31 protein-coding genes are annotated in these 26,082 nt (G+C 60.4%); 19 read left to right on the forward strand and 12 right to left on the reverse strand.

The features are described from left to right. Window position 1: 1 nt before the first annotated feature. Both EDF70_RS02605 and EDF70_RS02610 read right to left on the reverse strand, forming a co-directional pair. Complete coding sequence (locus tag EDF70_RS02605) at window positions 2-790, reverse strand: nucleotidyltransferase family protein (protein ID WP_132272542.1); 789 nt, start codon at window positions 788-790, stop codon at window positions 2-4. A 213-nt stretch (window positions 791-1,003) separates the two neighbouring features. Next, window positions 1,004-1,219 carry a hypothetical protein gene (locus tag EDF70_RS02610; RefSeq protein WP_132271681.1) on the reverse strand — a complete coding sequence of 72 codons (216 nt, stop codon included), beginning with the start codon at window positions 1,217-1,219 and terminating at the stop codon, window positions 1,004-1,006. 148 nt (window positions 1,220-1,367) lie between these two features. Between EDF70_RS02610 and EDF70_RS02615 the strand changes: the two genes are divergently transcribed. Together EDF70_RS02615 and EDF70_RS02620 are read left to right on the forward strand one after the other, a co-directional pair. Further along, window positions 1,368-1,550, forward strand: a complete 183-nt coding sequence (locus EDF70_RS02615; RefSeq protein WP_132271682.1) for a DUF3008 family protein — start codon at window positions 1,368-1,370, stop codon at window positions 1,548-1,550. Window positions 1,551-1,616: 66 nt separating this feature from the next. Next, a complete protein-coding gene (locus EDF70_RS02620; protein WP_132272543.1) occupies window positions 1,617-1,847 on the forward strand; it encodes a hypothetical protein in 231 nt (76 codons plus the stop codon). Window positions 1,848-1,908: 61 nt separating this feature from the next. Here EDF70_RS02620 and hutX read toward each other — a convergent pair whose 3' ends face one another. From hutX to EDF70_RS02635, 3 genes are read right to left on the reverse strand one after another with little or no spacing between them, the layout of a single operon-like run. Further along, on the reverse strand, window positions 1,909-2,430 hold the full coding sequence (hutX, locus tag EDF70_RS02625) for a heme utilization cystosolic carrier protein HutX (protein ID WP_132271683.1): 522 nt from the start codon (window positions 2,428-2,430) through the stop codon (window positions 1,909-1,911). 11 nt (window positions 2,431-2,441) lie between these two features. After that, on the reverse strand, window positions 2,442-2,786 hold the full coding sequence (locus tag EDF70_RS02630) for an antibiotic biosynthesis monooxygenase (protein WP_132271684.1): 345 nt from the start codon (window positions 2,784-2,786) through the stop codon (window positions 2,442-2,444). Between the two features lie 33 nt (window positions 2,787-2,819). Continuing rightward, complete coding sequence (locus tag EDF70_RS02635; RefSeq protein WP_132271685.1) at window positions 2,820-3,182, reverse strand: YbaN family protein; 363 nt, start codon at window positions 3,180-3,182, stop codon at window positions 2,820-2,822. Window positions 3,183-3,348: 166 nt separating this feature from the next. Here EDF70_RS02635 and galE point away from each other — a divergent pair, with 166 nt between their 5' ends. From galE to EDF70_RS02665, 6 genes are all read left to right on the forward strand, one after another. After that, window positions 3,349-4,338: a UDP-glucose 4-epimerase GalE gene (galE, locus tag EDF70_RS02640; protein WP_132271686.1), complete on the forward strand. Its 990-nt coding sequence runs from the start codon at window positions 3,349-3,351 to the stop codon at window positions 4,336-4,338. A 12-nt stretch (window positions 4,339-4,350) separates the two neighbouring features. After that, window positions 4,351-4,746 (forward strand): VOC family protein, encoded by a 396-nt coding sequence (locus EDF70_RS02645; protein WP_132271687.1) that lies wholly within the window; start codon window positions 4,351-4,353, stop codon window positions 4,744-4,746. A gap of 16 nt (window positions 4,747-4,762) precedes the next feature. Next, window positions 4,763-5,455, forward strand: a complete 693-nt coding sequence (ung, locus tag EDF70_RS02650) for a uracil-DNA glycosylase (protein WP_132271688.1) — start codon at window positions 4,763-4,765, stop codon at window positions 5,453-5,455. Between the two features lie 147 nt (window positions 5,456-5,602). Further along, entirely contained in the window at window positions 5,603-6,535 is a 933-nt protein-coding gene (locus EDF70_RS02655; protein WP_132271689.1) for a VOC family protein, read from the forward strand. 67 nt (window positions 6,536-6,602) lie between these two features. Continuing rightward, on the forward strand, window positions 6,603-7,217 hold the full coding sequence (locus EDF70_RS02660; protein WP_132271690.1) for an alpha/beta hydrolase: 615 nt from the start codon (window positions 6,603-6,605) through the stop codon (window positions 7,215-7,217). 269 nt (window positions 7,218-7,486) lie between these two features. Beyond that, window positions 7,487-7,909: a L,D-transpeptidase gene (locus EDF70_RS02665; RefSeq protein ID WP_132271691.1), complete on the forward strand. Its 423-nt coding sequence runs from the start codon at window positions 7,487-7,489 to the stop codon at window positions 7,907-7,909. Here EDF70_RS02665 and EDF70_RS02670 read toward each other — a convergent pair whose 3' ends face one another. Further along, the gene (locus EDF70_RS02670) at window positions 7,910-8,479 is read right to left on the reverse strand and encodes a transglycosylase SLT domain-containing protein (protein ID WP_132272544.1); all 570 of its coding nucleotides are present in this window, start codon (window positions 8,477-8,479) and stop codon (window positions 7,910-7,912) included. Between the two features lie 220 nt (window positions 8,480-8,699). Between EDF70_RS02670 and EDF70_RS02675 the strand changes: the two genes are divergently transcribed. Together EDF70_RS02675 and EDF70_RS02680 are read left to right on the forward strand one after the other, a co-directional pair. Further along, window positions 8,700-9,965, forward strand: coding sequence for a DUF3422 family protein (locus EDF70_RS02675; RefSeq protein ID WP_132271692.1), 1,266 nt, complete (start codon window positions 8,700-8,702; stop codon window positions 9,963-9,965). Window positions 9,966-10,002: 37 nt separating this feature from the next. Then, the gene (locus tag EDF70_RS02680; protein ID WP_132271693.1) at window positions 10,003-10,287 is read left to right on the forward strand and encodes a hypothetical protein; all 285 of its coding nucleotides are present in this window, start codon (window positions 10,003-10,005) and stop codon (window positions 10,285-10,287) included. A 1-nt stretch (window position 10,288) separates the two neighbouring features. Here the strand turns inward: EDF70_RS02680 and EDF70_RS02685 are convergent, their stop codons facing one another. Then, window positions 10,289-11,185: a DMT family transporter gene (locus EDF70_RS02685; protein WP_132271694.1), complete on the reverse strand. Its 897-nt coding sequence runs from the start codon at window positions 11,183-11,185 to the stop codon at window positions 10,289-10,291. A 199-nt stretch (window positions 11,186-11,384) separates the two neighbouring features. Here EDF70_RS02685 and EDF70_RS02690 point away from each other — a divergent pair, with 199 nt between their 5' ends. The 5 genes from EDF70_RS02690 to EDF70_RS02710 all read left to right on the forward strand — a co-directional run bounded on the left by EDF70_RS02690 (window position 11,385) and on the right by EDF70_RS02710 (window position 17,782). Further along, window positions 11,385-12,683, forward strand: a complete 1,299-nt coding sequence (locus EDF70_RS02690) for an adenylosuccinate synthase (RefSeq protein ID WP_132271695.1) — start codon at window positions 11,385-11,387, stop codon at window positions 12,681-12,683. Between the two features lie 62 nt (window positions 12,684-12,745). Continuing rightward, entirely contained in the window at window positions 12,746-15,247 is a 2,502-nt protein-coding gene (locus EDF70_RS02695) for a hypothetical protein (protein WP_132271696.1), read from the forward strand. Then, complete coding sequence (locus EDF70_RS02700) at window positions 15,244-15,735, forward strand: VOC family protein (protein ID WP_245519013.1); 492 nt, start codon at window positions 15,244-15,246, stop codon at window positions 15,733-15,735. The genes EDF70_RS02695 and EDF70_RS02700 overlap by 4 nt, the downstream gene beginning before the upstream one ends. A 72-nt stretch (window positions 15,736-15,807) precedes the next feature. After that, the gene (locus EDF70_RS02705; protein ID WP_132271697.1) at window positions 15,808-16,227 is read left to right on the forward strand and encodes a DUF2946 family protein; all 420 of its coding nucleotides are present in this window, start codon (window positions 15,808-15,810) and stop codon (window positions 16,225-16,227) included. A gap of 133 nt (window positions 16,228-16,360) precedes the next feature. After that, a complete protein-coding gene (locus EDF70_RS02710; protein WP_132271698.1) occupies window positions 16,361-17,782 on the forward strand; it encodes a PepSY domain-containing protein in 1,422 nt (473 codons plus the stop codon). Window positions 17,783-17,844: 62 nt separating this feature from the next. On the opposite strand, the gene EDF70_RS02715 is transcribed toward EDF70_RS02710, so the two are convergent. The 3 genes from EDF70_RS02715 to EDF70_RS02725 all read right to left on the reverse strand — a co-directional run bounded on the left by EDF70_RS02715 (window position 17,845) and on the right by EDF70_RS02725 (window position 21,440). Then, window positions 17,845-18,900 carry a 2,3-butanediol dehydrogenase gene (locus EDF70_RS02715; RefSeq protein WP_132271699.1) on the reverse strand — a complete coding sequence of 352 codons (1,056 nt, stop codon included), beginning with the start codon at window positions 18,898-18,900 and terminating at the stop codon, window positions 17,845-17,847. Between the two features lie 192 nt (window positions 18,901-19,092). Beyond that, entirely contained in the window at window positions 19,093-19,995 is a 903-nt protein-coding gene (gene rpoH / locus EDF70_RS02720) for an RNA polymerase sigma factor RpoH (protein ID WP_132271700.1), read from the reverse strand. Between the two features lie 419 nt (window positions 19,996-20,414). Beyond that, window positions 20,415-21,440, reverse strand: a complete 1,026-nt coding sequence (locus tag EDF70_RS02725) for an RluA family pseudouridine synthase (protein ID WP_132271701.1) — start codon at window positions 21,438-21,440, stop codon at window positions 20,415-20,417. Window positions 21,441-21,482: 42 nt separating this feature from the next. On the opposite strand from EDF70_RS02725, the gene EDF70_RS02730 reads away from it, so the two are divergent. Continuing rightward, window positions 21,483-21,875 (forward strand): hypothetical protein, encoded by a 393-nt coding sequence (locus EDF70_RS02730; protein ID WP_132271702.1) that lies wholly within the window; start codon window positions 21,483-21,485, stop codon window positions 21,873-21,875. Beyond that, entirely contained in the window at window positions 21,875-22,711 is an 837-nt protein-coding gene (locus EDF70_RS02735; RefSeq protein WP_132271703.1) for an RNA methyltransferase, read from the forward strand. Before EDF70_RS02730 ends, EDF70_RS02735 begins: the two co-directional genes overlap by 1 nt. A gap of 3 nt (window positions 22,712-22,714) precedes the next feature. Here EDF70_RS02735 and EDF70_RS02740 read toward each other — a convergent pair whose 3' ends face one another. After that, the gene (locus tag EDF70_RS02740; RefSeq protein ID WP_132271704.1) at window positions 22,715-23,893 is read right to left on the reverse strand and encodes a hypothetical protein; all 1,179 of its coding nucleotides are present in this window, start codon (window positions 23,891-23,893) and stop codon (window positions 22,715-22,717) included. 129 nt (window positions 23,894-24,022) lie between these two features. Next, window positions 24,023-24,619, reverse strand: coding sequence for an EipA family protein (locus EDF70_RS02745; RefSeq protein ID WP_132271705.1), 597 nt, complete (start codon window positions 24,617-24,619; stop codon window positions 24,023-24,025). Between the two features lie 238 nt (window positions 24,620-24,857). Between EDF70_RS02745 and EDF70_RS02750 the strand changes: the two genes are divergently transcribed. Both EDF70_RS02750 and EDF70_RS02755 read left to right on the forward strand, forming a co-directional pair. Further along, the gene (locus EDF70_RS02750) at window positions 24,858-25,505 is read left to right on the forward strand and encodes a histidine phosphotransferase family protein (RefSeq protein WP_132271706.1); all 648 of its coding nucleotides are present in this window, start codon (window positions 24,858-24,860) and stop codon (window positions 25,503-25,505) included. 97 nt (window positions 25,506-25,602) lie between these two features. Beyond that, window positions 25,603-25,965: a response regulator gene (locus tag EDF70_RS02755; protein WP_132271707.1), complete on the forward strand. Its 363-nt coding sequence runs from the start codon at window positions 25,603-25,605 to the stop codon at window positions 25,963-25,965. The last annotated feature ends 117 nt before the right edge of the window (window positions 25,966-26,082 follow it).

The raw sequence follows: 26,082 nt of genomic DNA on the forward strand, positions 1-26,082 counted from the left end.
GTCACAGCAGTGCTCCTTCCTGGGCTTCGTCGCGGAGGTCACCTTCGCCACCCACATCGGCAAAACCCCATTCTTTGACGTCGATCTCGAAATCGATGCGCGAGAACATCCGGCCTCGACAAATCTTCATCTGTGGGGGCGGGAGCTGGCGCTGGGCGGCAAGGCGGTCGAGCAGCTCGTCCATCAGCCATTCCGGCACCTTGTCGCGCTCGGTCGGGTAGATCCAACGGAAATTCAGGAGGTGGATCAAGAGCACCTCCCAATGCACCTCCATATGGCCGAGCAGGCGTTCCCAGTCGATCTGGTCATGGGCTTTCAGGATGACATGCACGACATCGGCGCCGTCGTAGCGGTGGCGCAGCTGCACGAAACACTTGGACCAGATCAGTTCGGTCGGGGCGATGACGCGGACATTGTGACCGTGCATCTCCATCTGGCGGGCATTGTCGAGCCACAGATCACCGATCGGCATTGTGCCGTTCGAGCCGGCAAAGATGACATCGAGAAAATGCCGGCCGCGCTTGACCTTGCCGAGCCAGCGATCGTCCTCCACTTCCACCTCAAAGCCCTTGGATTTGAAATGGGCAAGGATACGAGCGTAGTCGCCGGCCTTGCAGAAAATGTCGAGATCCTTGGTCGGCCGCGATATGCCGGTATAGGCACTGACGGCAAATGTGCCGGCGACAAGAAACGGGATGTGGCAGGCGACAAGCTCTTCGATGGCTTCCGCCGCAAAGGCTTCCGCTTCGGCGTCCGCCAAAGTTGGTGAGGCCTTGGCCTCGATGTTCATTTCGTTGCCGGCGCTTTCATCGGCTGACACGCGCGGTTCGCCGCGTGGCGGAGCGGATTTTGTCTCCGACGCCGGGGTGGTGTCGCGAATGTCTGCCAGCGCCTGATCCTGCACGGCCTTCTTTTGGGCGTTCATGCGTTTCCTCCAGAATGGTTGCGCGGGACAACCCGTCTACCCGCTTTCGGTTCCCCGAAAGCGGCGGGCAAGCTCGGGTTACTTTTCGGGATTGTCGGCATTGGCTAGCGGGCTGGGGCGACCATCGTCACCGTCCGTGCCTTCACGCTGGTCGGCATCCTCGAGGTCGGATTTGACGAGGAAGGTGTCGATCGTGCCGAGCCTTGCCGCTTCACGCAGGGCTTGCGGGTTGGTGGTGTCGAGGGTTTCCTGTTCGATCGACTGGTCGAGCTTCTTGTCCTGATCGTTGTCCATGATTTTGGCCTTTCGGGTTTCATGCGTCGACAGGACAACACGTGCGGCTGGCTGTGGTTCCAAGCCGGTCGATTTTCGGAACTTCCGGTGACATCTGCCGGTTAGGTGGAATGGCGCATGTGGCGTCGAGCAAAAGGGAGTTTCAAAAATGCCGGCAGTATCGAAAGCACAGAAGGCCGCCGGTGCGGCCCTGTCCGCCAAGCGCGGCGACACAGCCAAAAAGGATTTGAAGGGCGCTTCGAAGGAGATGGAAAAATCCATGACCGAAAAGGAGCTGCGCGACCTTGCCGCGACCAAACACAAGGGCAAGCCGGAGCATCGCCCTTCCTGATTGTCGTTTGATCCGGTAACCTCCCGTCATTCGCCATTTGACCGGAGATTTTCGATGGAGAACGCGATGCCGCCGGATGAGCTCGCCAAGACGCTGGAGATCCTGCCATTGAGGGTGGGGGTATATATTCCCGACGATCTTCTGGAGGACTGGTTTGCGCCGGGCACCGGCATGAACCCGCCAAGCGAAGCGGCGCTGAAGGCAGCGGAAGCCTATGGCCGAAAATTCGAATGCGAGTTCAAATATTATCCGGAACGGCGGGAAGCCGTGTTGTGGAAATGGGTGCCGGCGATGTGAACCGCGATTGCGATCGCCCACCCGGCCCAATCTCTGGAAGCCGGGTGGAGATCTTTTCGGATCAAGCCTTGTAGCTGTCGCGCAGGGCTTCGAATTTTGCCAGCTGTTCGCTTTTCAGCTCGCGATTTTCGTCACGGCGGACGTAGATCTTCAGCATGGCCGCGCCCTTCTTGTTCATCAACCATACGGAGCAGGAGCGGCGGCCGTGGAAAGCGCGGTCCACAAAGCTGACGCCGGCGCAGTTATCCTTCTTGATATGGCCGCCGATCGGGCTGTCGCTGTGGATGTTGAACCAGCCATGGCTCTCGGATCCCACCGGCAATGCGCCCGCAGCTTCCACCACGACATCTTCGGTCTGCACGACATAGAGAACTTCGCCCCAGGTGGTGAGCTCGGTCCAGATTGAATCGAACGCATCCTTGGGCGCGGTAACGGCGACGCCCTCCGGCAGAAGTTCGAGGATTTCGGCCGGCGTCACCCGTGCTTCGGTGGCGATCGTCTCGACCATGTCATCGGGTTTGGCGGCAAGGGCGGCAGAGGCGCGAGCGCGTCGCTCGGTGCTATTTTCGGATTGGGCGTCCATGTGAAAAGACCTCAAGCGACTTCGGCGCGGGCGCCGGTCTTGTCTTCGTGGATAATGACTTCAAAACCTTCGAAATGCGGGCCGGAGAGATATTCGACCTTGCCACGGTTGGCGCCGGCATTGGCGTGGGCCGCGCGGAACTGTTCCGACTTCGTCCAGGCGACAAAATGCTCCTGGGTCTCCCAGACGGTGTGCGAGGCATAAAGCGTATGGTCTTCTGCCTTCGGGCCTTTCAGCATGTGGAATTCGAGATAACCGGGCAAGGTGGAGAGGTGGCGCTCGCGGTTCTTCCAGATGCCCTCAAAAGTCTCTTCAAAACCGGGGACGACACGGAAGCGGTTCATGGCGATATACATTGATTATCTCCTCTAGTGATTTCGGTTTTTTGTTCAGGCACGGCCGTCGGGCCGGCTGACGATGAAGGCGGATGAGCCGAGCATGATGACGGCAACCAGTACAGCCAGCCACGGCGCCGGATGGCTGCCGAACCAGAAGCCGACATAACTGGCCGCCATCAGACAGATGGCCATGATTTTTGCGCGGCGTGATATGCCGCCATGTTCCTGCCAGTTCCTGAGCGGCGGGCCGAAGGTCGGATGGTTCAGGAGCCAGGCTTCCAACCGTGGCGATGAGCGGGTAAAACAGGCAACGGCGAGCAGCAGGAACGGTGTCGTCGGCATGACCGGCAGGAATGCCCCGATCACGCCGAGCGCGACGAAAAACCATCCGAGACAGAGAAAGACGATGCGCATTCCAAAATCCTGTTTCCAATCGGGCGCGACGATATGCGCTTGCATCAAAGGTCGCAATTCCTTTCCGCAAATCTCCACTTTTGTGAAGGGGGAGGCGGTACTGGATATTTGAGTCCTGCTCATTATATTGCGCCGCAACACTGCAACCTGAAAACTCGAGGTGTCGATGTCGAAGAAGAAAGTGCTCGTGGTCGGCGGTGCCGGCTATATCGGTTCGCACAACTGCCTGCTTCTGGCGGAAAGGGGTTATGAGCCGATCGTCTTCGACAATCTCTCCAATGGCCATTCCGAATTCGTCAAATGGGGACCGCTCGAACAGGGCGATATCCGTGACCGCGCGCGGCTGGATGAGGTGTTTGCCAAGCACAAGCCGGATGCCGTGCTGCATTTCGCGGCACTGATCGAGGTGGGGGAATCGGTGAAAAACCCGGTCGCCTTCTACGACAACAATGTCATCGGCGCGCTGACGCTGCTGTCGGCCGCCATGGATGCCGGCGTAAAAGCGTTCGTGTTCTCCTCGACCTGCGCCACCTATGGCCTGCCGGATTCGGTGCCGATGGATGAAACGCACAAACAGGCGCCGATAAACCCTTATGGCCGCACGAAATTTATCGTCGAGCAGGCGCTCAAGGATTACGGCACCTACAAGTACCTGAAGTCCGTCATGCTGCGCTATTTCAATGCGGCAGGCGCCGATTTCGAAGGCCGCATCGGCGAATGGCATACGCCGGAAACCCATGCCATTCCGCTCGCCATCGAGGCCGCACTCGGACGCCGTCAGGGCTTCAAGGTGTTTGGCGATGACTATGACACACGCGACGGCACCTGCGTGCGCGATTATATCCATGTGCTGGATCTGGCCGATGCGCATGTGCGGGCGGTGGATTATCTGCTGGCCGGTGGCGAGACTGTCGAGCTTAATCTGGGGACAGGCACCGGCACGACCGTGAAAGAGCTGCTTGGCGCGATTTCGGCTGTTTCCGGCAAGCCGTTTCCGGTGGAATATGTCGGCCGCCGCGATGGTGATTCCACCACGCTCGTCGCCAATAACGACAAGGCCAAGGCCGTGCTCGGCTGGGAACCGCAATATACGCTGGACGATATCATCCGGTCCGCCTGGGACTGGCATTCGCGCAGCAACCACATACTGACTTGAGGATTTTCATTCATGGCAAAACTGGTGCATTCGATGATCCGCGTTCTCGAAGAGGCGCGGTCGGTCGATTTTTACGAGAAGGCATTTGGCCTGACGATTGCCGAACGCGTGCCCTTTGACGGTTTCACGCTGATCTATCTTTCCAACCCGGAAACCGGTTTCGAGCTGGAACTGACCGTCAATGACGGCAAGACCGAAGCCTATGAGCTGGGCAATGGTTACGGTCATCTGGCGGTGACGGTTGCGGACATCGAGGCGGAATACCAGCGCTTCACCGATCTCGGCCTCACCGTCGGCAAGCTGGTGGAGATGCCGCGGGACGGAAAGCCGTTCGCGAAATTCTTCTTCGTCACCGATCCGGATGGCTACAAGACCGAAGTCATCCAGCGCGGCGGACGGTTTCAGTAAACAGGGAGGATCGGCCATGGCGGACACCGGCATCAGGCTCGAAGAGACGTGGAAGCTCGCGCTCGAAGAGGAATTCGGCAGTGCCTATATGGCCGATCTCAAACAGTTTCTCGTCGCTGAAAAGCAGGCGGGAAAACGTATCTTTCCAAAGGGTTCAGAGTATTTTCGCGCACTTGACCTGACCCCGCTCGACGAGGTCAAGGTGGTGATCCTCGGGCAGGATCCGTATCACGGTGCGGGGCAGGCGCATGGCCTGTGTTTTTCCGTGAAGCCGGGCGTGCGCACACCGCCGTCGCTGGTCAATATCTACAAGGAAATGCAGGCCGATCTTGATACCCCGCCTGCAAAACACGGTTTTCTCGAGCATTGGGCCGAGCAGGGTGTGCTGCTGCTCAACAGCGTGTTGACGGTGGAAGAGGGCAAGGCCGCCGCCCATCAGGGTCAGGGCTGGGAAAAGTTCACCGATGCCGTCATCCGCACCGTCAACGACGAATGCGATGGCGTGGTCTTCATCCTCTGGGGTTCCTACGCCCAGAAAAAGGCGGCCTTTGTCGATCAGGAACGGCATCTGGTGCTGAAATCGGCGCATCCGTCGCCGCTCTCGGCGCATAACGGTTTTCTCGGTTCGCGACCGTTTTCCAAGACCAACGAGTATCTGCTGTCGATCGGCAAGGATCCGGTGGACTGGCAATTGCCGGACAGCGTTTGATGGCGCTTCAGTGAACGACGGATCTTTTCCGTCGTCATTTATCGAACAATGCGTTCGAACCCGATCCTCTATCCAAATTGCGATCCATCAACCATCTTCCCTGCATCAAACGGGTTCAGACGAACCCTTCAGAGAAGGGATATTTCCATGCTCGACCAGATCAAAGGGCTTCACCACGTCACCTCGATGGCTGGCAGCGCCCGCACCAACAACCGGTTTTTCACCGACACGCTTGGCCTGCGCCGCGTCAAGAAGACCGTCAATTTCGACGCGCCCGATGTCTATCACCTCTATTACGGCGATGAGGTCGGCACGCCCGGTTCCGTCATGACCTATTTCCCGTTTCCGCATATCGCTCAGGGCCGTCAGGGCACCGGCGAAGTTGGCACGACCGTGTTTTCCGTGCCGGAAGGTTCGCTGGGCCATTGGACCGATCGTCTCACCAAGGCCGGTTCGCAAGGCTTGAAGGCTGATGAAGCATTCGGCGAAAAGCGCCTGCATTTTGCCGGCCCCGATGGCGATGGTTTTGCACTGGTGGAGGTCAAGGACGATGCCCGCGCACAGTTCACCGGCAATGGTGTCGGCGCCGACGATGCGATCCGTGGCTTCCATTCGGCCTCGCTGCGCCTTCGTGATGAAGGAGCGACGGCCGAGCTTCTGAAATTCATGGGTTACAGCCAAGTCGACAACAAGGACGGCGTGCTGCGGCTTGGCCTGCCCGGCGGCAATGGCGCCGATTTCATCGACATCGAAACCATGCCGAACATTTCCAATGCTCGTCTCGGCGCCGGTTCGGTTCACCACATCGCCTTTGCCGTTGAGAACCGCGAAAAGCAGCTCGAAGTGCGCAAGGCGCTGATGGACACCGGTTATCAGGTGACACCGGTGATCGACCGCGATTATTTCTGGGCGATCTATTTTCGCACGCCGGGTGGTGTGCTGTTCGAGATCGCTACCAATGAACCGGGCTTCGACCGCGACGAGGATACCGCCCATCTCGGCGAAGCACTGAAGCTGCCGAGCCAGCATGCGCATCTGCGCAAGACGCTGGAAGAGCATCTGGAGCCGCTGGAAGGCTGACACGCCCTTGATGGAGCCGCCGGTGATGGCTGGCGGCCCCGGCTTCCACATTGAGAGGAATTTTACGATGAGCACTGAAAATTATCTGCATCGTGTCCGCGCTGGCGCGCCGGGTGCACCGATCCTCTTCGTCTTCCACGGCACAGGCGGTGACGAGAACCAGTTTTTCGATTTCGGCAGCCGGTTGCTGCCGCAGGCGACGGTGATCTCGCCGCTTGGCGATGTTTCGGAACACGGCGCGCCCCGCTTTTTCAGACGGACGGGCGAAGGCGTTTATGACCTTGTCGATCTGGCGCGTGCGACAGCGCGGATGAGCGAGTTCGTGGCTGCCAACAAGGAGAAATATGGCGCATCCAACGTGCTTGGCCTCGGCTTTTCCAATGGCGCCAACATTCTCGCCAATGTGATGATCGAGCAGCCCGGCCTGTTTGATGCCGGGGCGCTGATGCATCCGCTGATCCCTTTCCAGCCGAAGGCGAGGGCGGGCGATGCGCAGGCGCGCGTGCTGATCACCGCCGGTGAACGCGATCCGATCTGCCCGGTGCCGCTGACCAACGGGCTTGCCGAGTATCTCCGCAGCCAAGGCGATACGGTGGAGCTTGAATGGCACCCCGGCAGCCACGAAATCCGCCCCAACGAGATCGAGGCGGTGAAGCGGTTTTTCGAGCCATATGGGGCTTGATACGTGAAAGGGCGTCATGTTTTGGCGTCCTTTTTTCATGGCACCCAAGCAATCAAAATGCCCGAAAGGGTGTTTTTACGTGGAGCTCCCAAGCTTATTCGTAAAATATGCTGCAAATCTGCAATAGTTATTCAAAATTCATTTGCTGAATTTCTTGATTTCCGGTTGCTCCGGGCGAATTCCATTTACATCGCGCTGAATTATAAATTCTAATCCCTTTGCGGGTGGTGCGGGGGCACGCATCCGGGTCTGGAGCGAAGGGGAAATTCATGCGCATGCTTGTTTCGGGTGCGATCGTCACCCTTTTGATGTCGCTACAGCCTGCAGCGGCTTCCAATCTCATCGCCAATATCAGCCTGTCCACGCAGACGATGACCGTTTCCGAAAACGGCTCCGTCCGCTACCAGTGGAAGGTGTCGACGGCGCGCAAAGGCTATGTCACGCCGCAGGGTAGCTGGTCGGCCAAATGGCTCTCAAAGAATCATCGCTCGCGCAAATACGATAATGCGCCAATGCCTTACGCGGTTTTCTTCAATGGTGATTATGCGGTGCATGCCACGTTCGAGACAAAACGGCTGGGCCGACCCGCCTCGCATGGCTGCATTCGCCTTCATCCGGAAAACGCTGCCGCCTTTTTTGCGCTGACGAGCCGTCACGGGCTCGCCAATACGCGCATCACGGTCAGCCGGTAATCAGTAGCCGCACTGGCGCAGCTGTGCTTCGTAACGCTGCGCCATGTTGGCTGATTTCTGCGCCGCGCCGCGGATCGCTGTGGTGAACTGGCCGCGTTCATACCCTTTATGGCCGGCATAATAGGCGAGATAGAGGTTGCGGCTGTCGGTGCGGGCGATGCCGTTCAGGCGGCTCGAGCGGTTATGGTACCAGCCGACAAAATGGACGGCGTCGCCAAAATTGCTGCGGCGGGCATTCCAGCGGCCGGTGTCCTTCTGGTAGGTTTTCCACGTGCCGTCGAGCGCCTGCGCATAACCGTAAGCGGAAGAAATGCGGCCCCAGGGAATGAAACCGAGCACGTATTTGCGGCGCGGCTTGGCATAGGGCTGGAAACTGGATTCGACATAGATCGTTGCCATCAGCACCGGAACCGGCACGCCGAATTCCTGCTCGACGCGCTTGGCGTCACGGGCCCAGTTGTTGAACAGGCCGTCTCTTTGGTCAAAAATGGCGCAGGCATTGTTGATCCGGCTCGGCGCACTGGCGCAGCCGGTCAGAGCCAAAAGCGCGATGAAAAACGCAATACGCATCGCAGAAACTCGGGTCATGAGAAAAGTGATGCTCCTTAAAATTTAATGAAAAGTTTACGTAATCCGGCGGCGGGTGATTTGCCTGTTGAGATCGCGGTTCTGTGAAGAGCAGGACAATGTTATTTTTCTGCGGCAAAGCGTCACCTCGCGTCAGCCCCGTGATTTGATAATAGCCAAGGTCAAGAACTGGCCGATGGGGCACAGTCGGGGAGCCAGGTATTTGTCGAAGCGCAGTTTTTCGTTTCCGGTTGCAGATGTTCGGGCGCGTGCGCTCGGGGAAATCCATTCGCGGCCCTACACGCTTTTGCCCCTGCCGCGGGTGATCTTTCAGGTCGCCTTCCTGACCGAGGAAAATTTTGCAGGCGATCAGGCAATCCTGGCCGAACTGTCGCTGGGGCAGGGCATACCGGCGCCGGCGCCCGATACCAGCCACCACACCATGACCTGGGGAAGCGGCACTCTGCGCTGGGAGCGGCACACGGAATTCTCCACCTATTTCTGGGATACGCCGGCACCCGCCACATTCGGCGCCGAAATTCCGGTCAATCCTTTTGGCGCACGGTTTGCAGCACCTGGCGCGTTCATCTCCGGCGTGCGCATCGAAATTCGCCCTTCGCATGAGGACATGACGGACGTCATCGTCGGTTTCGATCAGACCAGTCTCTGTCAGAGCGTGGTGGCGGATGGGCAGGCCACTGTCGTCACCGATTTCCGTCAGGATGGCGACGGGCTGACAAAGTTTCTCGTCCTCGATCACGGCATGACGGAAGCGGCGCGCGGCATGCTGGCCCAGCGTATTCTCGATATCGAGACCTACCGGACGCTGGCCATGATGGGCCTGCCGCTGGCGCAAAACCTGTCACCGGAAATCCGCGAAATCGAGGCGGAGTTTACCGGCATCACCCAGCGCATGAAACAGCATGCGCGCGGCGAGGCCGACAGCATGCTGGCCGAAATCACGGCGCTGGCCGCTGAACTGGAAGCAAACGCGGCGCTCAGCCTTTATCGTTTCGGTGCCAGCCGCGCCTACAACAATATCGTGCTCGACCGTGTCTCGACGCTGGGTGAAAAGGCAGTACCCGGTTCGGAAACGTTGGGAGGTTTTCTGCAGCGCCGCCTGGCGCCGGCCATGCGTACCTGCCAGTCGGTGGAGGAGCGTCAGGCCAACCTGTCACGCAAGCTGACGCGCGCCACCGCGCTTCTGCGCAGCTGGATCGATGTCGATCTGCAGAAGTTCAACACCGAAATTCTTGCCTCGATGGACAAGCGCGCGCATCTGCAATTGCGCCTGCAGCAGACCGTCGAAGGCCTGTCGGTCGCGGCGATTTCCTATTACGTCATCGGTCTTGTGGGATATCTGGCAAAATTCGCGCATAATCTCGGCGTGCATATCGCGCCGGAAACCTTGACGGGCGCGGCAGTGCCGTTCGTGGTGCTGGGCATCTGGCTGACGGTTCGGCGCATTCGCAACAAGCACAGCGACTGAGGTTTTTCGTCAGGCGCTGTCATGGGGGAGACCCGACATGCTTCGTCTGACGTCCGCCTGCATCGTGCTGATTGCCAGCGTTCCCGTTTCGGCCGCCTCGCTGCCGTCCGACGTGCAGACCTTTGTGAGCGAGCGGGAAAACTGCGATCATTTTCGCGGCGAGGAGCCTTATGATGCCGATCGCCGACGCGAGATCGAGGCAGCACTCGACCGTTATTGCCGTGGCACGGATGCCCGCCTCGACGGGCTGAAGAAAAAGTACCGAAACGCGCCCGCCGCCGTTCGCGACCTGTTGAACGGGTTCGAATACCCGATCGAATAGATCAGGCCGCCGCCGTCTCTTTCGGCTTCCAGCGTTCCGCAATGGCAATGCCGCCGAGCGCCAGCGTCAGCGCGATGATGTGGAACGCGAAAAGCTGCTCGCCGAGGATGGCCACCGACAACAGTGTTCCGAACACGGGCACGAGGTTGATGAACAGGCCGGCCCGGTTGGCGCCCAGTTCGATGACGCCGCGGATATAGAGGATCTGCGCCACCAGCGAGGCAAAGAGGCCGGTATAGAGGGTTGCGGCCCAGCCGGTAAGGTCCGGCAGCAGCAGGTTTCCGGCCTGATATTCCCACGCCATCAACGGCACGGAGGAGGCGAGAGCGGCCAATGCCGGAATGGCCATCAGCGTGCGCCAGTCCACCGGCGGGCGCCAGCGCAGTGCGATCGTATAGGCGGCGTAAGCGATGATGGCAAAAATCATCAGGCCATCGCCATAATTGACCGTCAGCGCCACCAGCGTGCTGAGATCGCCATGCGCGGCGGTCAGCGCGACGCCGACCAGTGTCAGGGAGAAGCCAAAGATCTGTGCGGCAGAGACGCGGATGCGAAACAGCACGAAATTGGCAACGAAAATGAGGAAGGGGATGGCTGCCTGCTCGATCGTGACATTGATCGCCGTCGTATAATGCACGGCGGAATAGAGCAGGGCGTTGAAGAAAGTGTAACCGACCACGCCGAGGAAGATCAGCACCGGAAGATGTTTTTTCGCGACCGGCCAATCCTTCCTGATCTGCGGCAGCGAGATGGCGAGAATCACCATCACCGCCACCATCCAGCGGAAGAAAGTGAAGGTCATCGGGCTGATATGGCCGACCGCCAGCTTGGCAACAACGGCGTTTCCACCCCAGCAAAGCGTAGCAATGATCAGAAAAAGATAGGCCCTGCCGTGCACGCGCGTCCTCCGTGAATGTCCGGCAAGTGCGCTGCCTTCCGGTCGTTTTGGCCGTGCAGTTATCGGCCCCGCGGGCGATTTGTCACGTAAAAACCACAAGCACGTTGATAAAGCGGTCGCTTTCCGCGGATCGGCACAGTATAGATGCGCCGGTTTGAGTAGGCGCAACGGCTTGCGCCGCAAGGCAGGATATCGTGAAATGACGAATGTCGTGGTAGTGGGTTCCCAGTGGGGTGACGAGGGCAAAGGCAAGATTGTCGACTGGCTTTCTGAGCGCGCGGATATTGTTGTCCGTTTCCAGGGGGGGCACAATGCCGGCCATACGCTCGTCATTGACGGCGTCAGCTACAAGCTTTCGCTGTTGCCGTCGGGTGTTGTGCGTCCGGGCAAGAAGGGCGTTATCGGCAATGGCGTCGTGGTCGATCCGCATGCGCTGATTGCTGAAATCGGCCGTCTGGAGGCGCAGGGCGTCATCGTGACCCCGGACAATCTGCGAATCGCTGAAAATGCGACGCTGATTCTGTCGCTGCACCGCGAACTCGATGGCATGCGCGAAGACGCGGCCTCCAATAGCGGCACCAAGATCGGCACCACCCGTCGCGGCATCGGCCCGGCTTATGAAGACAAGGTCGGCCGTCGCGCCATCCGCGTCATGGATCTGGCCGACACCGATGCGCTGGAAGCCAAGGTCGAGCGTATCCTCAACCATCACAACGCGCTTCGTCGCGGTTTCGGCGCTGCCGAAGTCGAGCACAAGGACATCATGGAGGAACTGACCTCCGTGGCTGACCGCATCCTGCCCTTCATGGAAAGCGTGTGGGAACTGCTCGACAAGGAGCGTCGTCAGGGTTCGCGTATTCTCTTCGAAGGTGCTCAGGGCTCGCTGCTCGACATCGACCACGGCACCTATCCGTTCGTTACCTCGTCCAACACCGTTGCCGGTCAGGCATCTGCCGGTTCGGGCATGGGTCCGGGTGCGCTGGGTTACATCCTCGGCATCACCAAGGCTTACACGACCCGCGTCGGCGAAGGTCCGTTCCCGACCGAACTGAACGATGAAATCGGCCAGTTCCTGGGTGAAAAGGGCCATGAATTCGGCACCGTCACGGGGCGCAAGCGTCGTTGCGGCTGGTTCGATGCGGCACTGGTGCGCCAGTCGGTTGCCACCAACGGCATTACCGGCATCGCGCTGACCAAGCTCGACGTGCTCGATGGTCTGGAAGAACTGAAGATCTGCGTCGGCTACATGCTCGACGGCAAGCGGATCGACCACCTGCCGGCAGCCCAGGCTGCACAGGCCCGTGTCGAGCCGATCTATGTAACGCTGGAAGGCTGGAAAGAGTCGACTGTCGGCGCCCGTTCGTGGGCCGATCTGCCGGCGCAGGCGATCAAATACGTCCGTCAGGTCGAGGAATTGATCGGCGCGCCCGTCGCCCTACTTTCCACCAGTCCGGAGCGGGACGACACCATACTTGTGACGGACCCGTTTGAGGACTAATATCCTAGTTTGACACATCTTTCACGCGGGCCTTGTCGGTCGGTGATCAAGAGAAAGTATCGATGGCTGATTTTGTAGCGGTTATTCGCCGGACCGTAGACGGTCTGGCGAACAATACTCCCGAGATGCGGCTGCGGGTGTATGACAAGGCGCGCGGTGCTGTTCAGCGGCAGCTCGAGAACATGAAGCCGCGCCCGTCGGACGACATGCTCCGCCGCCAGATGGACAAGCTGGAAGCGGCGATCACCTCCGTCGAGGCCGAGCATGCGGAAGCATTGCCGGCATCGGAGCCGGCTGACGCGCCCGTTCTGGCCCCGGCTGCATTTGCGCAGGAAACCGTCGATCCGGTTCGCGAGCCTGAGCCGGCCGCCGCGCCGATCGTGGATGATGCCGCTTCGTCCTATTCGGACAGTGCCTATCAGCATGCCGAGCGGGCAGACGATGCCTACGAGCCGCCTGTATACGAGCCTGCCGCGTATGAACCGCCGGTTTACGAGCCGGCGCCTGCTGTCGATGCCTATGCTGATGCGGATCGCTACGATGCGCCGGTCGAGGAAGACCGCGCAGAGCCCTACGCTCAACATGACGCCACGGCCGACGAGCGCCGCGACGATGTGTACGAAGCTGCGGTGCCGCCCGCCGAAATCCCACGCTGGGATGAGCCGGCAGAGCCGGTTGCCGCACCTTATCCCGACGAACCACCGTTTCGTCGCGAACCGGAATTTCCGGAAACTGTCGCTTATGCGGATGATCAGGATCGCCTGATCCCTTCCCATGCGCCGACTTTCCCGGAGCAGACTTCGATCTGGCCGGAAGATCCGGATGCGCCGCATCGCCCGCTTGACGAGGTTCACGAGCAGGATTTCGGTGGCGAGCGCGACACCCAGCATGCGACGTCACGCCTTGTGGAGCCGATGGCGGATTTCGCCGAGACGCCTGCAAAAGCCGAAGAACCAAGCTGGTTCCAGGCCGTTGAGCCTAACAACGGTCCCGATCTGTCCTCGGCTGAAGCCTGGGCCAATCCTGTCGAGCTGCCGCGCCATTCGGACGATGTTGCCCCGGCAGCATTTGGCGAGCGGACGTTTGACGACCGCCCTGCGGCGGAGAGTTTTGACGCGCATTTCGAAACGCCGGTCAACGCCGCTGCCGATGCCAGAATGCCTTCGGTATCGGAACTGCCGGAATTCGGCTCGAAGACCGATGCCGCACCGGCGCAGGCTTTCCCCGACGACAACGATCCCTTCGCGGAATATCTTCGTGGCCAACCGGATGCGGCAGCCGTTCCCGGCGTTGCTGCCATCGGTGCCGCAGGCGTTGCCGCCGCTGCGACGACCGGACAGGCAAAGCCTGCCGATCCCGATCCATGGAACGATCTCGAAGAGCTGATCGGCTACAACAAGGCGGCCGCCGCTGCTGCCGAAACGGCGCCGGCGACGCAGGACGATGAGCTTCATGATGACATGATGCCGCCGCCGGTGCGTCCGTATCGCGCCAAGCCAAAACCGAAGCGCAGCTTTGGTCCGCTCATTCTTGCCGTCCTCGGTCTCGTCATCGTTGGTGGTGGCGGTTACGTGGCGTGGTCCAACTGGGATGCGGTCGATGAGCTGATCGGAAGCGTTACCGGATCCGAGACCTCGGGCACGAACACAACGCAGCCTACGCAGCAGGCGACAACGCCGCCGCCGGCTGGCCAGACGCCGCCGGCAGGTGGCAACACGGCACCGGCGCAGACGCCTGCCAATGGTCAGGCCGCGAACGGTACGACACCGCCTGCGGCCGACGGTACCGCGGCCGGTCAGAAATTCACGCAGCGCCTGCTGTCGAACGGCACTGAAGTCGACGAAGGTGCCGGTGGTCCGCCAGCCTCGGGTGGTGGCCAGTCGGTTGCCCAGCTCAACAGCCCTCCTGGCGCACCGGCCGCAACGCCAAATGAAGCGGCACCGGTTGCAGGTGGTACGCCGGCTGCAAATGCGCCTGCCGTCAACCCGGCCGATACGGCTGCCGTCAGCGGCGAAAAGATGTTTCTTTACGAAGAGCGTCTCGGTCAGCCGGCTCCGACCGCCGTCGAAGGCAATGTTTCATGGTCGCTTCAGAACGAGCCGGGTGAAAACGGCCGCCAGGAACCGACCGTTCAGGCGCGTATCAACATTCCGGGTCGTGGTCTGACGGCGCTGGTCACGTTCAAGCGCAATACCGATGCGTCACTGCCGGCAAGTCATCTGATCGAACTTGTCTTCTCGGTCCCGCCGGACTTCGAAGGCGGCGCGATCGACAGCGTTCAGCGTATTGCCATGAAGGATACCGAGCAGGATCGTGGCACGCCGCTGGTTGCGGTTCCGGCCAAGATCACTGACGATTTTCACATGATCGCGCTCAACGACTTCCCGGATGCACGCGCGACCAATCTGGAACTGCTGCGTTCGAAGAACTGGCTCGACATTCCGCTGGCCTATCGCAACGGCCGCCGCGCACTGTTGACCCTGCAGAAGGGGCCAGAGGGTATTCGTGCCTTCAACACGGCCATTCGCGAATGGTCGAGCGCCACGCCTTCGACGGGCCAGTGAGCGACACAGTCAAAAAACAACTGGACCAATCCGGCCGCAATGCTGCGGCCGGAAATGGCGCGCCGCCTGAACGCGGTTTCAACGCGCTTGTGCCGGAACTCGATGTGTCCGACATCGCTGCCAGCCTGCATTTCTGGTGTGATCTTCTCGGCTTCCATGTGGTTTATGATCGCCCGGCAGCCGGTTTTGCCTTCCTTGAAAGGGAGACCGCACAGGTCATGATCTGCCAGGTGAATGGCGAGTGGGTGACCGGTCCGCTGGAGCGTCCCTTCGGGCGTGGCATCAATCTTGAGATGAAGGTATCCGACGTTTCCGTCATCGCTGCTGCGCTGGAGGCCGCCGATTGGCCGCTGTTCCGTCCAGTGAAGGAAAGCTGGTACCGCGCTGGTTCTGAAGAACGCGGCGCGCGCGAGTTTCTGGTGCAGGACCCGGATGGATATCTCCTGCGCTTCTCGCAGTCGATCGGCATCCGTCCCGTCGCGATCTGATCGCTTGGATTAAATTTTCACACGCAAACTTGCCGCAGTGACAGCGGCTTTGCGAAATGGCATGGAACAACCATGCGTTTCGTCAGAAAAATCATCGCGGACAGAATGAGCGGCGGGGTTCTTGCCCTGCTGCTTTCGTTCATGATGATGCTGGACGGCGCGATCGGCGCGCATGCGCTGGGCGCGATGGCGGCGGCCGAGCAGGTAGCTGCGGCGCAGATCATCTGTTCCACCGATACGTCAGGCCATGATGTTCATGGCGTCGAACCTTCCCATCACAAGCAGGGCGGCAAGGCCGAGCATCCCGAATGCTGTTCCGCCGCCTGCCAGTTCGCCGCGCAAGTGGCGGCAGCCGATCTTCCGGCCGTGCCTGCGCCGCACTGGCCGCCGCTGCGCAATGACAATGTCACCGCACGTTTCACGCCGCATGTCACTCTGCAGCTGGCGGGCCTTTTCAAGGACGCGCGCGGACCACCTCACTTCTTCATTTGATGACTGCTGCTGCCGGACAATGAACCGGCCTGTCTTTTCTTATGGAGGCTTGAATGCCCTGTTCCTTGCTGGCGGAGCCCGTGCGCCCGCCTAAACTACACGTGTCGTTTGCTCAAACTTCGGGAGTGCTGCCATGACCTCGGCTCCCGTCAACGCTTCCGTGTCATCGAATAGCGCAGCTCTCCGCGCCTTTCTCACCCGATTGCATTTCTACGTCGGCCTGTTCGTCGGGCCGTTTCTGCTTGTCGCAGCGATCACCGGCACGCTTTATGTGCTGACCCCGCAGATCGAGGCCGTGATGTATCGCGACCAGTTGGTGGCGCGCACTGACGGCCCGGCACGACCCTTGTCCGAGCAGATCGCGGCGGCGCGTGCTTCGATCGGCGAGGGACCGAGACTTTTTGCCGTGCGGCCATCGACGGAGCCGGGACTTACGACGCGGGTGATGTTCACGCAGGCGGGTCTCGGCGAATCTGAGACACGCACCGTGTTCATCGATCCGGCCTCTCTGGCGGATCAGGGTGAATTGATCACCTATGGCACCAGCGGTATCCTGCCATTCCGCATTACGCTTGATTATCTGCATCGCAATCTGCTGCTCGGCGATATCGGCCGCCATTACAGCGAGCTTGCCGCCTCCTGGCTTTGGGTATCGATCCTCGGCGGCGTGCTTTTGTGGTATTGGCAGCGTGGCGTGAAGAGATCGGCTTCGGCCAAGGTCAGCACGCACCAGCGCTCACGCCGGCTGCATGTGGTGATCGGGCTGTGGACGGCGATCGGTTTCCTCTTCTTGTCCGCCACTGGCCTGACATGGTCGCGCTGGGCGGGTGGCAATATCGATGTCTTCCGCAACACCGTCGGCTGGATCACGCCGGCGATCACCACCTCCCTCAACCCGGCGGCCGAAGCGCCGGTTCTGGGCGAACATGCCGCGCATGGCATGGGGGCTGCTGTCGAAACGGCGGCCGCGGCGTCGGAAAAGGACATGGTCGCCCGTTTTGATCCCGTCGTGGCGTCCGCCCGTGCTGTCGGCATCGATTCACCGATGATCGAGATCCGTCCGCCGCGCACCGAGGGGCAGGCGTTTCGCGTCAGCGAATATGATCGCAGCTGGCCCACCCAGGTGGATACGATTGCGGTTGACCCGAACACATTTGCCGTTACCAGCCGCGCCGATTTCGAAAGCTTTCCCATCGTCGCCAAGCTGATCCGCTGGGGCATCGATGCGCATATGGGCGTGTTGTTCGGTATCGCCAATCAGGTGCTGATGGCCGTCTTCGGCATCGCCCTGACGGCGATGATCATCTACGGTTATCGCATGTGGTGGACGCGCCGTCCGGCACCGGGCGGTTCGGTGCGCACGCTGATGCGCAGCTTCTCCTATCTGTCGCCGGTCGCCAAAGTGGTTTCGTTTGCGGTCGCGATTGCCTTCGGCGTGGCGCTGCCCGTGATGGGCGTCAGCCTGCTGGTGTTTCTGCTGATCGACTTTTTCCGTGCGGCACTGGGCGAAATGATGGCGGCAGAACAGCGCAATATGCCGCCCGGCAGGCGGTAGTCTACAAACAAAAGAACCCGCGGCATCGACCGCGGGTTCTTCGTTCGTCGTAGCTGCTTTTATCAATCAGGCGCGCGGACCAGGATCTTGATCTGGCTTTTTTCGGCCACCAGCGTGTCAAAGCCCTGCGTGACGATGTCGTCCAGCTCAATGCGCTTGGTCACCAGTTTGTCGGCGGAAAAATAGCCCTGCACCATCAGGTTCATGACGGCCGGGAAGACGTCGCGGTAGGCGATCGTGCCCTTGAGGCTTTTTTCCTTGAGCACGACCGTATTGGGCTGGAAGGCGGCTTCCTTTTCCCAGATTGAGACGATCAGCGTCTCGCCCTCGTAACGGGTCGCATCGATGCATTGCTGCAGCACGGCGGGCACGCCGGTCACCTCGAAGGCGACATCGACGCCGCCGGGAGTCAGTTCGCGGATGCGGGCGGCGGCATTTTCCTTGGACGGATCGATGATGCTGGTGGCGCCCAGTTCCAGCGCCTTGGCACCACGCTGTGGCGACAGTTCGACCACATGGATGGCGGATGCCCCTGCGACCTTCAGCGCCTCGACGACAAGCAGGCCGATCGGGCCGGCACCGAATACGGCGGCGGTGCCGCCGGCTTTCAGGCTGGACAGGCGCACGGCATGCAGGGCAACCGCAGCCGGTTCGACCAGCGCGCCCTGTTCGAAGGAGAGGCCCTCCGGCATCTTGTGGACCCAGCGTTCGCCAACCGTGGTGTAGGCCGCGAAACCACCGCCACCACCGGACAGGCCGTGAAATCCAAGATCGTCGCAGAGATTGTATTTGCCATGCAGGCAGGCGTCGCACTTGCCGCAGAACAGGATCGGCTCGACCACAACGCGATCACCGGCCTTGACGCGGGTGACGCCTTCACCGACGTCGAAAACCTCACCGGAAAATTCGTGGCCCATGACGATCGGTGCGATGTCGTGGCTGACCGGATGCGGCGTCTTGACGGGAACGAAGATCGGGCCGGCGACATATTCGTGCAGGTCGCTGCCACAGATGCCGGCCCATTTCACCTTGATCTTCACTTGTCCGGCCCCGGGCTTGGGTTCGGTGACTTCCTCGACGCGAATGTCCTTGGCCTTGTACCAGCGCGCTGCCTTCATCACTCAGTCTCCTCATTATCTGCGCATGTATGTAGGGAGATTAGTACCGGAGGAGGAATGCGAACTTGATGCAGGTCAGTTTGGCGCCTTGCAATCATCTCTCGGACTGTCGCAATGCTGAGACAGAATGGGCATGAAAAAAGCCGCGGACCAAACGGCCGCGGCTCGTGATATCTGGGTGTTTCGAGGTGCTTACGCGTCAACGACGCGCAGCGCCTGTGCCTGTGCAAAGGCTTCCTTGCGGACGGCTTCCTGCACCTTTTCGAATGCGCGAACCTCGATCTGGCGGACGCGTTCGCGGGAAATGTCGAATTCGCTCGACAGTTCTTCCAGCGTGACCGGGTCCTCGGCCAGACGGCGGGCTTCGAAGATGCGGCGTTCGCGTTCGTTCAGCACGCCCATCGCCTTTGAGAGCATGCGGCGGCGGGTATCGAGTTCGTCCTGCTCGACCAGAACCTGTTCCTGGGTCTCGCTGTCGTCCACCAGCCAATCCTGCCACTGGCCGGATTCGCCTTCGGTGGCGCGGATCGGGGCGTTGAGCGATGCGTCGCCGGACAGGCGGCGGTTCATCGAAACGACTTCTTCCTCGGACACTTTCAGCGTGGTGGCGATTTCCTTGACCTGATCGGGGCGCAGATCACCGTCCTCGACGGCCTGCAGCTTGCCCTTGAGGCGGCGCAGATTGAAGAACAGGCGCTTCTGGTTGGCGGTCGTGCCCATCTTTACCAGCGACCACGAGCGCAGGATATATTCCTGGATCGAGGCCTTGATCCACCACATGGCATAGGTGGCCAGACGGAAACCGCGTTCCGGGTCGAATTTTTTCACGGCCTGCATGAGGCCGACATTGCCTTCGGACACGACTTCGCCGATCGGCAGGCCGTAGCCGCGATAACCCATGGCGATCTTGGCGACGAGACGCAGGTGACTGGTTACCAGCCTATGGGCGGCATCGCGGTCACCATGCTCGGCGTAACGCTTCGCGAGCATGTATTCCTGCTGCGGCTCCAGCATCGGGAACTTGCGGATCTCGTCGAGATAACGGTTAAGACCGCCTTCACCGGCGGTAATGGATGGCAGATTGTTGCGGGCCATAAAGCACCCCCTTCTGATCGTTTCTCCGGCTCCCTCGGGCTGACGCCATCGTATATGGACGTCATCAAAACCCTTGCAGGCAAGCCGCTTCGGTGTGGGTCATGTCATCAACCCCACTCCGACCCGGATACCAGATAAGTACGGCTGAACGGTGATTCAATGCTTCACGGTGACGTTACATCATTACAAATTCGTAAGCTTGCAACGCGCGTAAAATCGAAAAATCCGCTTGCCGGCTCGGCTGTTCCTCGGGACCGTTTCTATCGCATTTCCTCGCCGATTGCTCGGGTGATGTTAAGGGATTGCGGTGACGGACTGTTTCTAAAACGCAAACCAGGCGGCCATGTTCCATCGCCTTAAAACGGATCGGCCGGACAATGAGCCCGGCCGTAAATGATGTCATCGCGTGTCGCGACACCTCAGGCCCGTAGTGCTTCGATCAGTTCGGCCATGTCATCGGGGATCGGCGCTTCGAACTCCATCACCTCGCCGGTGCGGGGATGTTCGAAGGCGAGCAGGAAGGCGTGCAGGGCTTGGCGCGGAAAACGGCTGACCACATCCCGTGCCTCGTCCGGCAGCGTGTTCACCTTGGTCTTGAAGCCGCCGGCATAATCCTGATCGCCGATCAGCGGGGTGCCGACATGCGCCATGTGCACGCGGATCTGGTGCGTGCGGCCGGTTTCGAGCCGGCATTCGATGAGCGCCGCAAGCGACGTGGCATCGGGCTTTTCGTGAAAGCGCTCTCTCACTTCATAATGCGTGACGGCGTGGCGGGCGTCGTCGCTGTTTTCCTTCTTCACCGCACGTTTGGTGCGGTCGCCATTGGCGCGGCCGAGCGGTGCGTCGATCGTGCCCTTCAAGCCGTTGGGACGGCCCCAGACGACGGCCATATAGGCGCGCTCCAGCGGGCCGGTGCGGCCGTGATCGGCAAACTGGTCGGAAAGGTGGCGATGGGCGGCATCGTTCTTGGCGGCGATCATGACGCCCGACGTGTCCTTGTCCAGCCGGTGGACGATGCCGGGGCGTTTTACGCCGCCGATGCCCGACAGGCTGTCGCCGCAATGGTAGATTAGCGCATTGACCAGCGTGCCGGTCCAGTTGCCGGCGCCGGGATGGACGACGAGACCTGCCGGCTTGGCGATGACGATGACGTCTTCGTCTTCGTAAAGCACTTCCAGCGGGATGTTTTCGCCCTTGGGCTCCGGATCTTCCGGTTCGGGCAGGACGATCTCGATCGTGTCGCCCGGAGAAACCTTTTTCTTCGGCTCGGTGCAGGGTTTGCCATTCAGGCTGACGGCGCCCTGTTCGATCAGCGCCTTGAGGCGATTGCGCGAAAATTCGCCGCCGAGTTCGGTTGCCAGCCATGCATCGATGCGGCCTTCTGCATCGTCTGAGGCGGTCAGGACTTTCCTTGGCTGCTCGCCTTGGTTAAAGGGGTCGTTCATTCATTCATCCGATGTTGAAAAATCTGACGCAAGGACCGTTCCATGACCAAAGCCGAAATCGAGGACCAGAGCCCAGAAGAGCCGCTCGATCCGGCAATGGAGAACATCCGTCGCAAGATGATCAAGCTGCAGCTGGTGTCCGGCGGCATCTTGTTGGTCTGCTTTATGGCTGTCCTCGCCGCCATTGTCTACAAGATCACGCGTCCGGCTCCCCAGACGGCTGCAACCACCCAGACATCCGGTGGCCTTTCTGTGCCCGCCGACCAGCCGCTCTCGGCCACCGCCAACCTGCCGGCCGGCTTTGTCGTGCAGTCGGTTTCCTATTCGGGCAACCAGATCCTGTTCTTCGGCACACTGAACGGCACGTCCAAGGCGCTGATCTTCGATCTGTCCGTCGGCCGCATCATCGCCGACGTCACGGTCGGCAGCCACTGATGCGCGTCGAGGGGAACGGGCTTACCCGGATCGAGGATCCGGCCGATCCCCGCATCGCGGAATTCCGCGATATCAAGGAACGCGACCTTGCCGGGCGGCAGGGTCGCTTCATCATCGAAGGCACGGTGGTTCTGCGCATGACGGCTGCCGCGCATGGAGCCGGATCGTTCGAGATCGAAAAGATCCTGCTTCTGGAAAACCGCGTCGAGGGCGTGCGCGATATTCTGGCCGACGTGCCGGAGGATATACCTGTCTATGTGGCGAGCGGCGCGGTGCTCGATGCCATTGCCGGTTTTCACCTGCATCGCGGCATTCTGGCGCTCGGCCGTCGTGTGGCTGAACCGGATCTCGATGGCCTGATCGACAGCCTGCCGGACAAGGCGCTGGTGGTGGCCGCCTGCGGCATTTCCAATCACGACAATATCGGCGGCATGTTCCGCAACGCCGCTGCCTTTGGTGCCGATGCCGTGCTGCTCGACGAGACCTGCTGCGATCCGCTCTATCGCAAGGCGCTGCGTGTATCGGTCGGCTCGGTGCTGTCGGTACCTTATGCGCGCGGCGGTACCATCCTGTCGCTGCTGGAACGGCTGACGGCGCGTGGATTGTCGATCTGGGCGCTGTCGCCCTCCGGCACATTCGATCTGCGTGATATCCCGGCCGAGAGGCAAGGCATAACATTGGTGACGGGAACCGAGGGCGAGGGGCTTCCCGATGCGGTGATGAAGCGCTTCAGCACGGCGCGTATCTCGCAGCGGCCCGGCCTCGACAGCCTCAATGCCGGCATGGCGACGGGCATCGCGCTTTACGAAATCGCCCGCATTCAACAGAAAATCTGATTTTTACGCGTCTTGCGTCTGTTCTGAAATCGCTTCGCGGGCGCGGTCGGCAAGGCTGATGCGGCCATTGTCCGATTGCTCAGACGATGCTTCCAGCAGCTTGTGAACCGGCGAGGACGGCCCTTCCGTCGCGGCCGTCAGGGCCACCATGCTGGCGGCAATCGAGGCCATTTCGGCGCGGATGGCGTCGTCGCCAGCCTTGCCGCGCGGTTTCATCAGGCGTTCGCCAAGGGCGGTGCCGCGATTGCGGATATCCTGTGTCATGGCCGACAGGTCGGCGGTGTTGTCTGCCACGTCAGCCACAAGGGGGGAGGCCTTCTCTTCTGTTTCTGTGTCTTCCTGCTTGTTCTTGGGTGCGGGCAGGGCGATGCCCGCGGCTTTCAAAGCGCGGTTGGCGGCGCGGGTTTCCGAATTGGCGGTCTTCACCTTGTCGCGAAGGCGGGTGATTTCCTGATCACGGCGCTCCAGCGCGTTTTCCTTGTCGTTGCGCTCGGTCACTTCGCGGGCAAGCTTGTCTTCCAGCCTGAGCGCCCGGTGCTCTTCCTGCGTCAGGCGGGTCTCTGCTTCCTTGGCGCGGGTGGTGAGCAGTTTCACGTCATGACGCATCGCGTCACGTTCCTCGCGCAGCGCCGAGACGCGGAATTTCAGGTTCTCGACTTCGGTGTCACGGGTGGACAGATCGATGGTGAGATTGTCGAGATCGGCGCCGAGTTTCATGACGCGCTTGTGCAGGCTTTCGATTTCCAGATCCTTGGCGGCGCCGGCATCCTCGACCGTTTGAAGTGCTGCGCGCAATTGCTGGATATAGACGTCCTCGCGGCGCAGGCGCGACCGCAGATCGGACGCCTCGGTGTTCATGTCGTCGATCTGCATGTGCAGTTCGTGGTTTTCCGACTGAAGGCGGGTGGCATCGGCGGTGATGCCATCGTGGCGCAGCTGCAGGGCAACGGCGTTGTCGCGTGCCTTGATCAGGTCCTGTTTGGTGCGGGCATTCTCGGCAGCGTAGACCGCGCGCGCCATGTCACGCTGGGCGCGCACTTCCTGCGGGCTGATCGGCATGGTCGCCTGAATGCGGTTTTCCGTGTAGCGCACGATCCGCCGATGGATGGCAGGCGCCAGAATCATGGCGAAAAGAACGGCAGTCAGAAAGCCGAGGCCGAACAACAGGGCAAATTGGATCACGTGAGGGCCATCCCGCAGTCTGAAATATCGAGCCTATTGCAGTCTTCTTGCCTAACATCAGCTAAGCATGAGGCGCGCGAGGCGGCAAGCGCATCGCACGCCGAAAAGGCGAAAGTTGGATGACAGGGATCAGAAGGGATTCCAGGTGGGGTTTGGTGTCAGCTTCAGATAGCCGACATTGACGCCAAGACGGGCACCAAGACCGGTGCGGATCGGCACCAGCACCACATTCTGGTTCTTCAGTACGGTCATGCCGACGCCGGCGATGACGAAGGCCGAACCGCTGACGCCGCCGTAACGGGCATAAAGCGCCTGGATGGACGGAAGATCATAGACCAGCATCATCGCGCGCGTGCCCTGGCCACCGTAATCGATACCCAGCGACGGGCCCTGCCAGTAGACTTCATGCTGGCCGGCATTCTTGGTATAAAGCTGGCCTTCGCCATAGGTGAGGCCGGCAATGAAGGCGCCGGAGCCTTCCTGGCCGAGAATATAGCCATTCGGCAGGCCATATTGCTGGAAGGCGCGTTCGACGACCTTGGCCAGGCCGCCACTGGCGGAGCCAAAGAAGCCGTGGCCGGCGTCGACGATTTCCTGCGCCGTGTACTGTTCGCTGCCCTGCTGGGCTGCGGCGACGGTGGGGAGGGCAAGAGGCATTGCAAGAACAGGGGCAAGCAGGCTCTGAAAACCCAGGCGGGCGATGGCGTAAAATTTGCTCGGGCGCATCGTTCTTTCCGTGGTTCGCATCGATTCAAGTCGCATATAGCGGTCTAACCATCTTGAGGCGATGGTGTTAACAATCGGTTTACCAAAAATGGTGTTCTTAAGGCGCAACGCTGACGTCATTTTCGCGCAACGTTGGCGTGCTCAGGTTCTCGCCATTCGTGGCCGACATTGCAGCGCCATGCGCCAATTCTATGGCGCAGGAAAGACGCTGTAACATTTTAAACAACAGGAACTCCCGATGCCGAAGAACCCCAATCTCACCTTGAGCGGTGCCGACCTCGCATCGCTCCTGTGCAGCCGCGTCTGCCACGATGTGATTTCACCCGTCGGCGCCATCAATAATGGTTTGGAGCTGCTGGACGAGGGCGGAACCGACGAGGAAGCGCTGGACCTGATCCGTACCTCGGCCATCAATGCCTCGGTTCGCCTCAAGTTCGCCCGTCTTGCCTTCGGTGCCTCCGGCTCGGTCGGTGCATCGATCGATACCGGTGAAGCCGAAAAGGCTGCCAAGGAATTTGCCGCTGCGGAAAAGAAGGTCGAAGTGACCTGGAGCGGTCCGCGCGCCATCATCCCGAAGAACCGCGTCAAGCTGCTGCTCAACCTGTTCATGGTCGCCTATAGCTCGATCCCGCGCGGCGGCAGCCTCGATATCATGCTCGAAGACCCGGATGGCGATGCCAAATTCACCATCACATCGAAGGGCCGCATGTTGCGCGTGCCGCCGAAATTCATCGAGATCTGCTCCGGCAGCATCGAAGAGGCGATCGATGCCCATTCGGTTCAGCCCTATTACACGGTGCTGCTGGCGGAAGAGGCCAATATGGATCTCAAGCACGTCGTCTTCGAAGACAAGATTGCGTTTATCGCAGAAACTGCAATCGTGTGATTTATATCGCCGAACGGTAACCATTCATTAGCTGAGCTCCCCTTAGGATCAGGTCCCGGCGCTTTCATCGAAGGCCGGATCCATTGGGGAGTCCACCATGCAGCGTCTGATGATTGCCGACAGTTCCGATATCGTCCGGACCGTTGCGAAGCGTATCCTCAGCGAACTCAACTTCATGGTTTCGGAATCGGCAAGTGCCGGTGAGGCTTTGCAGCGCTGCAAGGCTGAACTTCCCGTCGTGCTGATCGTCGATGCGGGCCTGGAAGGTGCGCTGGAACTGATCGCCGGTGTGCGTGCGATTCCGAATGGTGACAAGGTGCGCATCTATTACTGCGTGATCGAAGCCGATCTGCGCAAGATGATGCAGGGCAAGCGCGCCGGTGCCGACGATTTCCTGCTGAAGCCGTTCGACCGCAAGATCCTCTCGTCGGTCTTTGCCAATCTGTCGATCGCCGCCTGATTTCCGAATAAACGCACAAAGCCGGGACGTTTTTACGTGCCCGGCCTTTTGTCTGGCCGATCATCCTTGCCGTATCCCATTGCCTGAACGTGCAAAGGCCCGCGCGATGACGATCGC

Source organism: Neorhizobium sp. JUb45, assembly GCF_004343585.1.
GTDB lineage: Bacteria > Pseudomonadota > Alphaproteobacteria > Rhizobiales > Rhizobiaceae > Neorhizobium.

What these genes read in the sequence shown, in the direction of transcription:
- EDF70_RS02605 (WP_132272542.1), bottom strand. Translation starts at nt 790, where the DNA reads ATGAACATCGAGGCCAAGGCCTCACCAACTTTGGCGGACGCCGAAGCG.
- EDF70_RS02610 (WP_132271681.1), bottom strand. Translation starts at nt 1,219, where the DNA reads ATGGACAACGATCAGGACAAGAAGCTCGACCAGTCGATCGAACAGGAA.
- EDF70_RS02615 (WP_132271682.1), top strand. Translation starts at nt 1,368, where the DNA reads ATGCCGGCAGTATCGAAAGCACAGAAGGCCGCCGGTGCGGCCCTGTCC.
- EDF70_RS02620 (WP_132272543.1), top strand. Translation starts at nt 1,617, where the DNA reads ATGCCGCCGGATGAGCTCGCCAAGACGCTGGAGATCCTGCCATTGAGG.
- hutX (WP_132271683.1), bottom strand. Translation starts at nt 2,430, where the DNA reads ATGGACGCCCAATCCGAAAATAGCACCGAGCGACGCGCTCGCGCCTCT.
- EDF70_RS02630 (WP_132271684.1), bottom strand. Translation starts at nt 2,786, where the DNA reads ATGTATATCGCCATGAACCGCTTCCGTGTCGTCCCCGGTTTTGAAGAG.
- EDF70_RS02635 (WP_132271685.1), bottom strand. Translation starts at nt 3,182, where the DNA reads ATGCGCATCGTCTTTCTCTGTCTCGGATGGTTTTTCGTCGCGCTCGGC.
- galE (WP_132271686.1), top strand. Translation starts at nt 3,349, where the DNA reads ATGTCGAAGAAGAAAGTGCTCGTGGTCGGCGGTGCCGGCTATATCGGT.
- EDF70_RS02645 (WP_132271687.1), top strand. Translation starts at nt 4,351, where the DNA reads ATGGCAAAACTGGTGCATTCGATGATCCGCGTTCTCGAAGAGGCGCGG.
- ung (WP_132271688.1), top strand. Translation starts at nt 4,763, where the DNA reads ATGGCGGACACCGGCATCAGGCTCGAAGAGACGTGGAAGCTCGCGCTC.
- EDF70_RS02655 (WP_132271689.1), top strand. Translation starts at nt 5,603, where the DNA reads ATGCTCGACCAGATCAAAGGGCTTCACCACGTCACCTCGATGGCTGGC.
- EDF70_RS02660 (WP_132271690.1), top strand. Translation starts at nt 6,603, where the DNA reads ATGAGCACTGAAAATTATCTGCATCGTGTCCGCGCTGGCGCGCCGGGT.
- EDF70_RS02665 (WP_132271691.1), top strand. Translation starts at nt 7,487, where the DNA reads ATGCGCATGCTTGTTTCGGGTGCGATCGTCACCCTTTTGATGTCGCTA.
- EDF70_RS02670 (WP_132272544.1), bottom strand. Translation starts at nt 8,479, where the DNA reads ATGCGTATTGCGTTTTTCATCGCGCTTTTGGCTCTGACCGGCTGCGCC.
- EDF70_RS02680 (WP_132271693.1), top strand. Translation starts at nt 10,003, where the DNA reads ATGCTTCGTCTGACGTCCGCCTGCATCGTGCTGATTGCCAGCGTTCCC.
- EDF70_RS02690 (WP_132271695.1), top strand. Translation starts at nt 11,385, where the DNA reads ATGACGAATGTCGTGGTAGTGGGTTCCCAGTGGGGTGACGAGGGCAAA.
- EDF70_RS02695 (WP_132271696.1), top strand. Translation starts at nt 12,746, where the DNA reads ATGGCTGATTTTGTAGCGGTTATTCGCCGGACCGTAGACGGTCTGGCG.
- EDF70_RS02705 (WP_132271697.1), top strand. Translation starts at nt 15,808, where the DNA reads ATGCGTTTCGTCAGAAAAATCATCGCGGACAGAATGAGCGGCGGGGTT.
- EDF70_RS02710 (WP_132271698.1), top strand. Translation starts at nt 16,361, where the DNA reads ATGACCTCGGCTCCCGTCAACGCTTCCGTGTCATCGAATAGCGCAGCT.
- EDF70_RS02715 (WP_132271699.1), bottom strand. Translation starts at nt 18,900, where the DNA reads ATGAAGGCAGCGCGCTGGTACAAGGCCAAGGACATTCGCGTCGAGGAA.
- rpoH (WP_132271700.1), bottom strand. Translation starts at nt 19,995, where the DNA reads ATGGCCCGCAACAATCTGCCATCCATTACCGCCGGTGAAGGCGGTCTT.
- EDF70_RS02725 (WP_132271701.1), bottom strand. Translation starts at nt 21,440, where the DNA reads ATGAACGACCCCTTTAACCAAGGCGAGCAGCCAAGGAAAGTCCTGACC.
- EDF70_RS02730 (WP_132271702.1), top strand. Translation starts at nt 21,483, where the DNA reads ATGACCAAAGCCGAAATCGAGGACCAGAGCCCAGAAGAGCCGCTCGAT.
- EDF70_RS02735 (WP_132271703.1), top strand. Translation starts at nt 21,875, where the DNA reads ATGCGCGTCGAGGGGAACGGGCTTACCCGGATCGAGGATCCGGCCGAT.
- EDF70_RS02745 (WP_132271705.1), bottom strand. Translation starts at nt 24,619, where the DNA reads ATGCGCCCGAGCAAATTTTACGCCATCGCCCGCCTGGGTTTTCAGAGC.
- EDF70_RS02750 (WP_132271706.1), top strand. Translation starts at nt 24,858, where the DNA reads ATGCCGAAGAACCCCAATCTCACCTTGAGCGGTGCCGACCTCGCATCG.
- EDF70_RS02755 (WP_132271707.1), top strand. Translation starts at nt 25,603, where the DNA reads ATGCAGCGTCTGATGATTGCCGACAGTTCCGATATCGTCCGGACCGTT.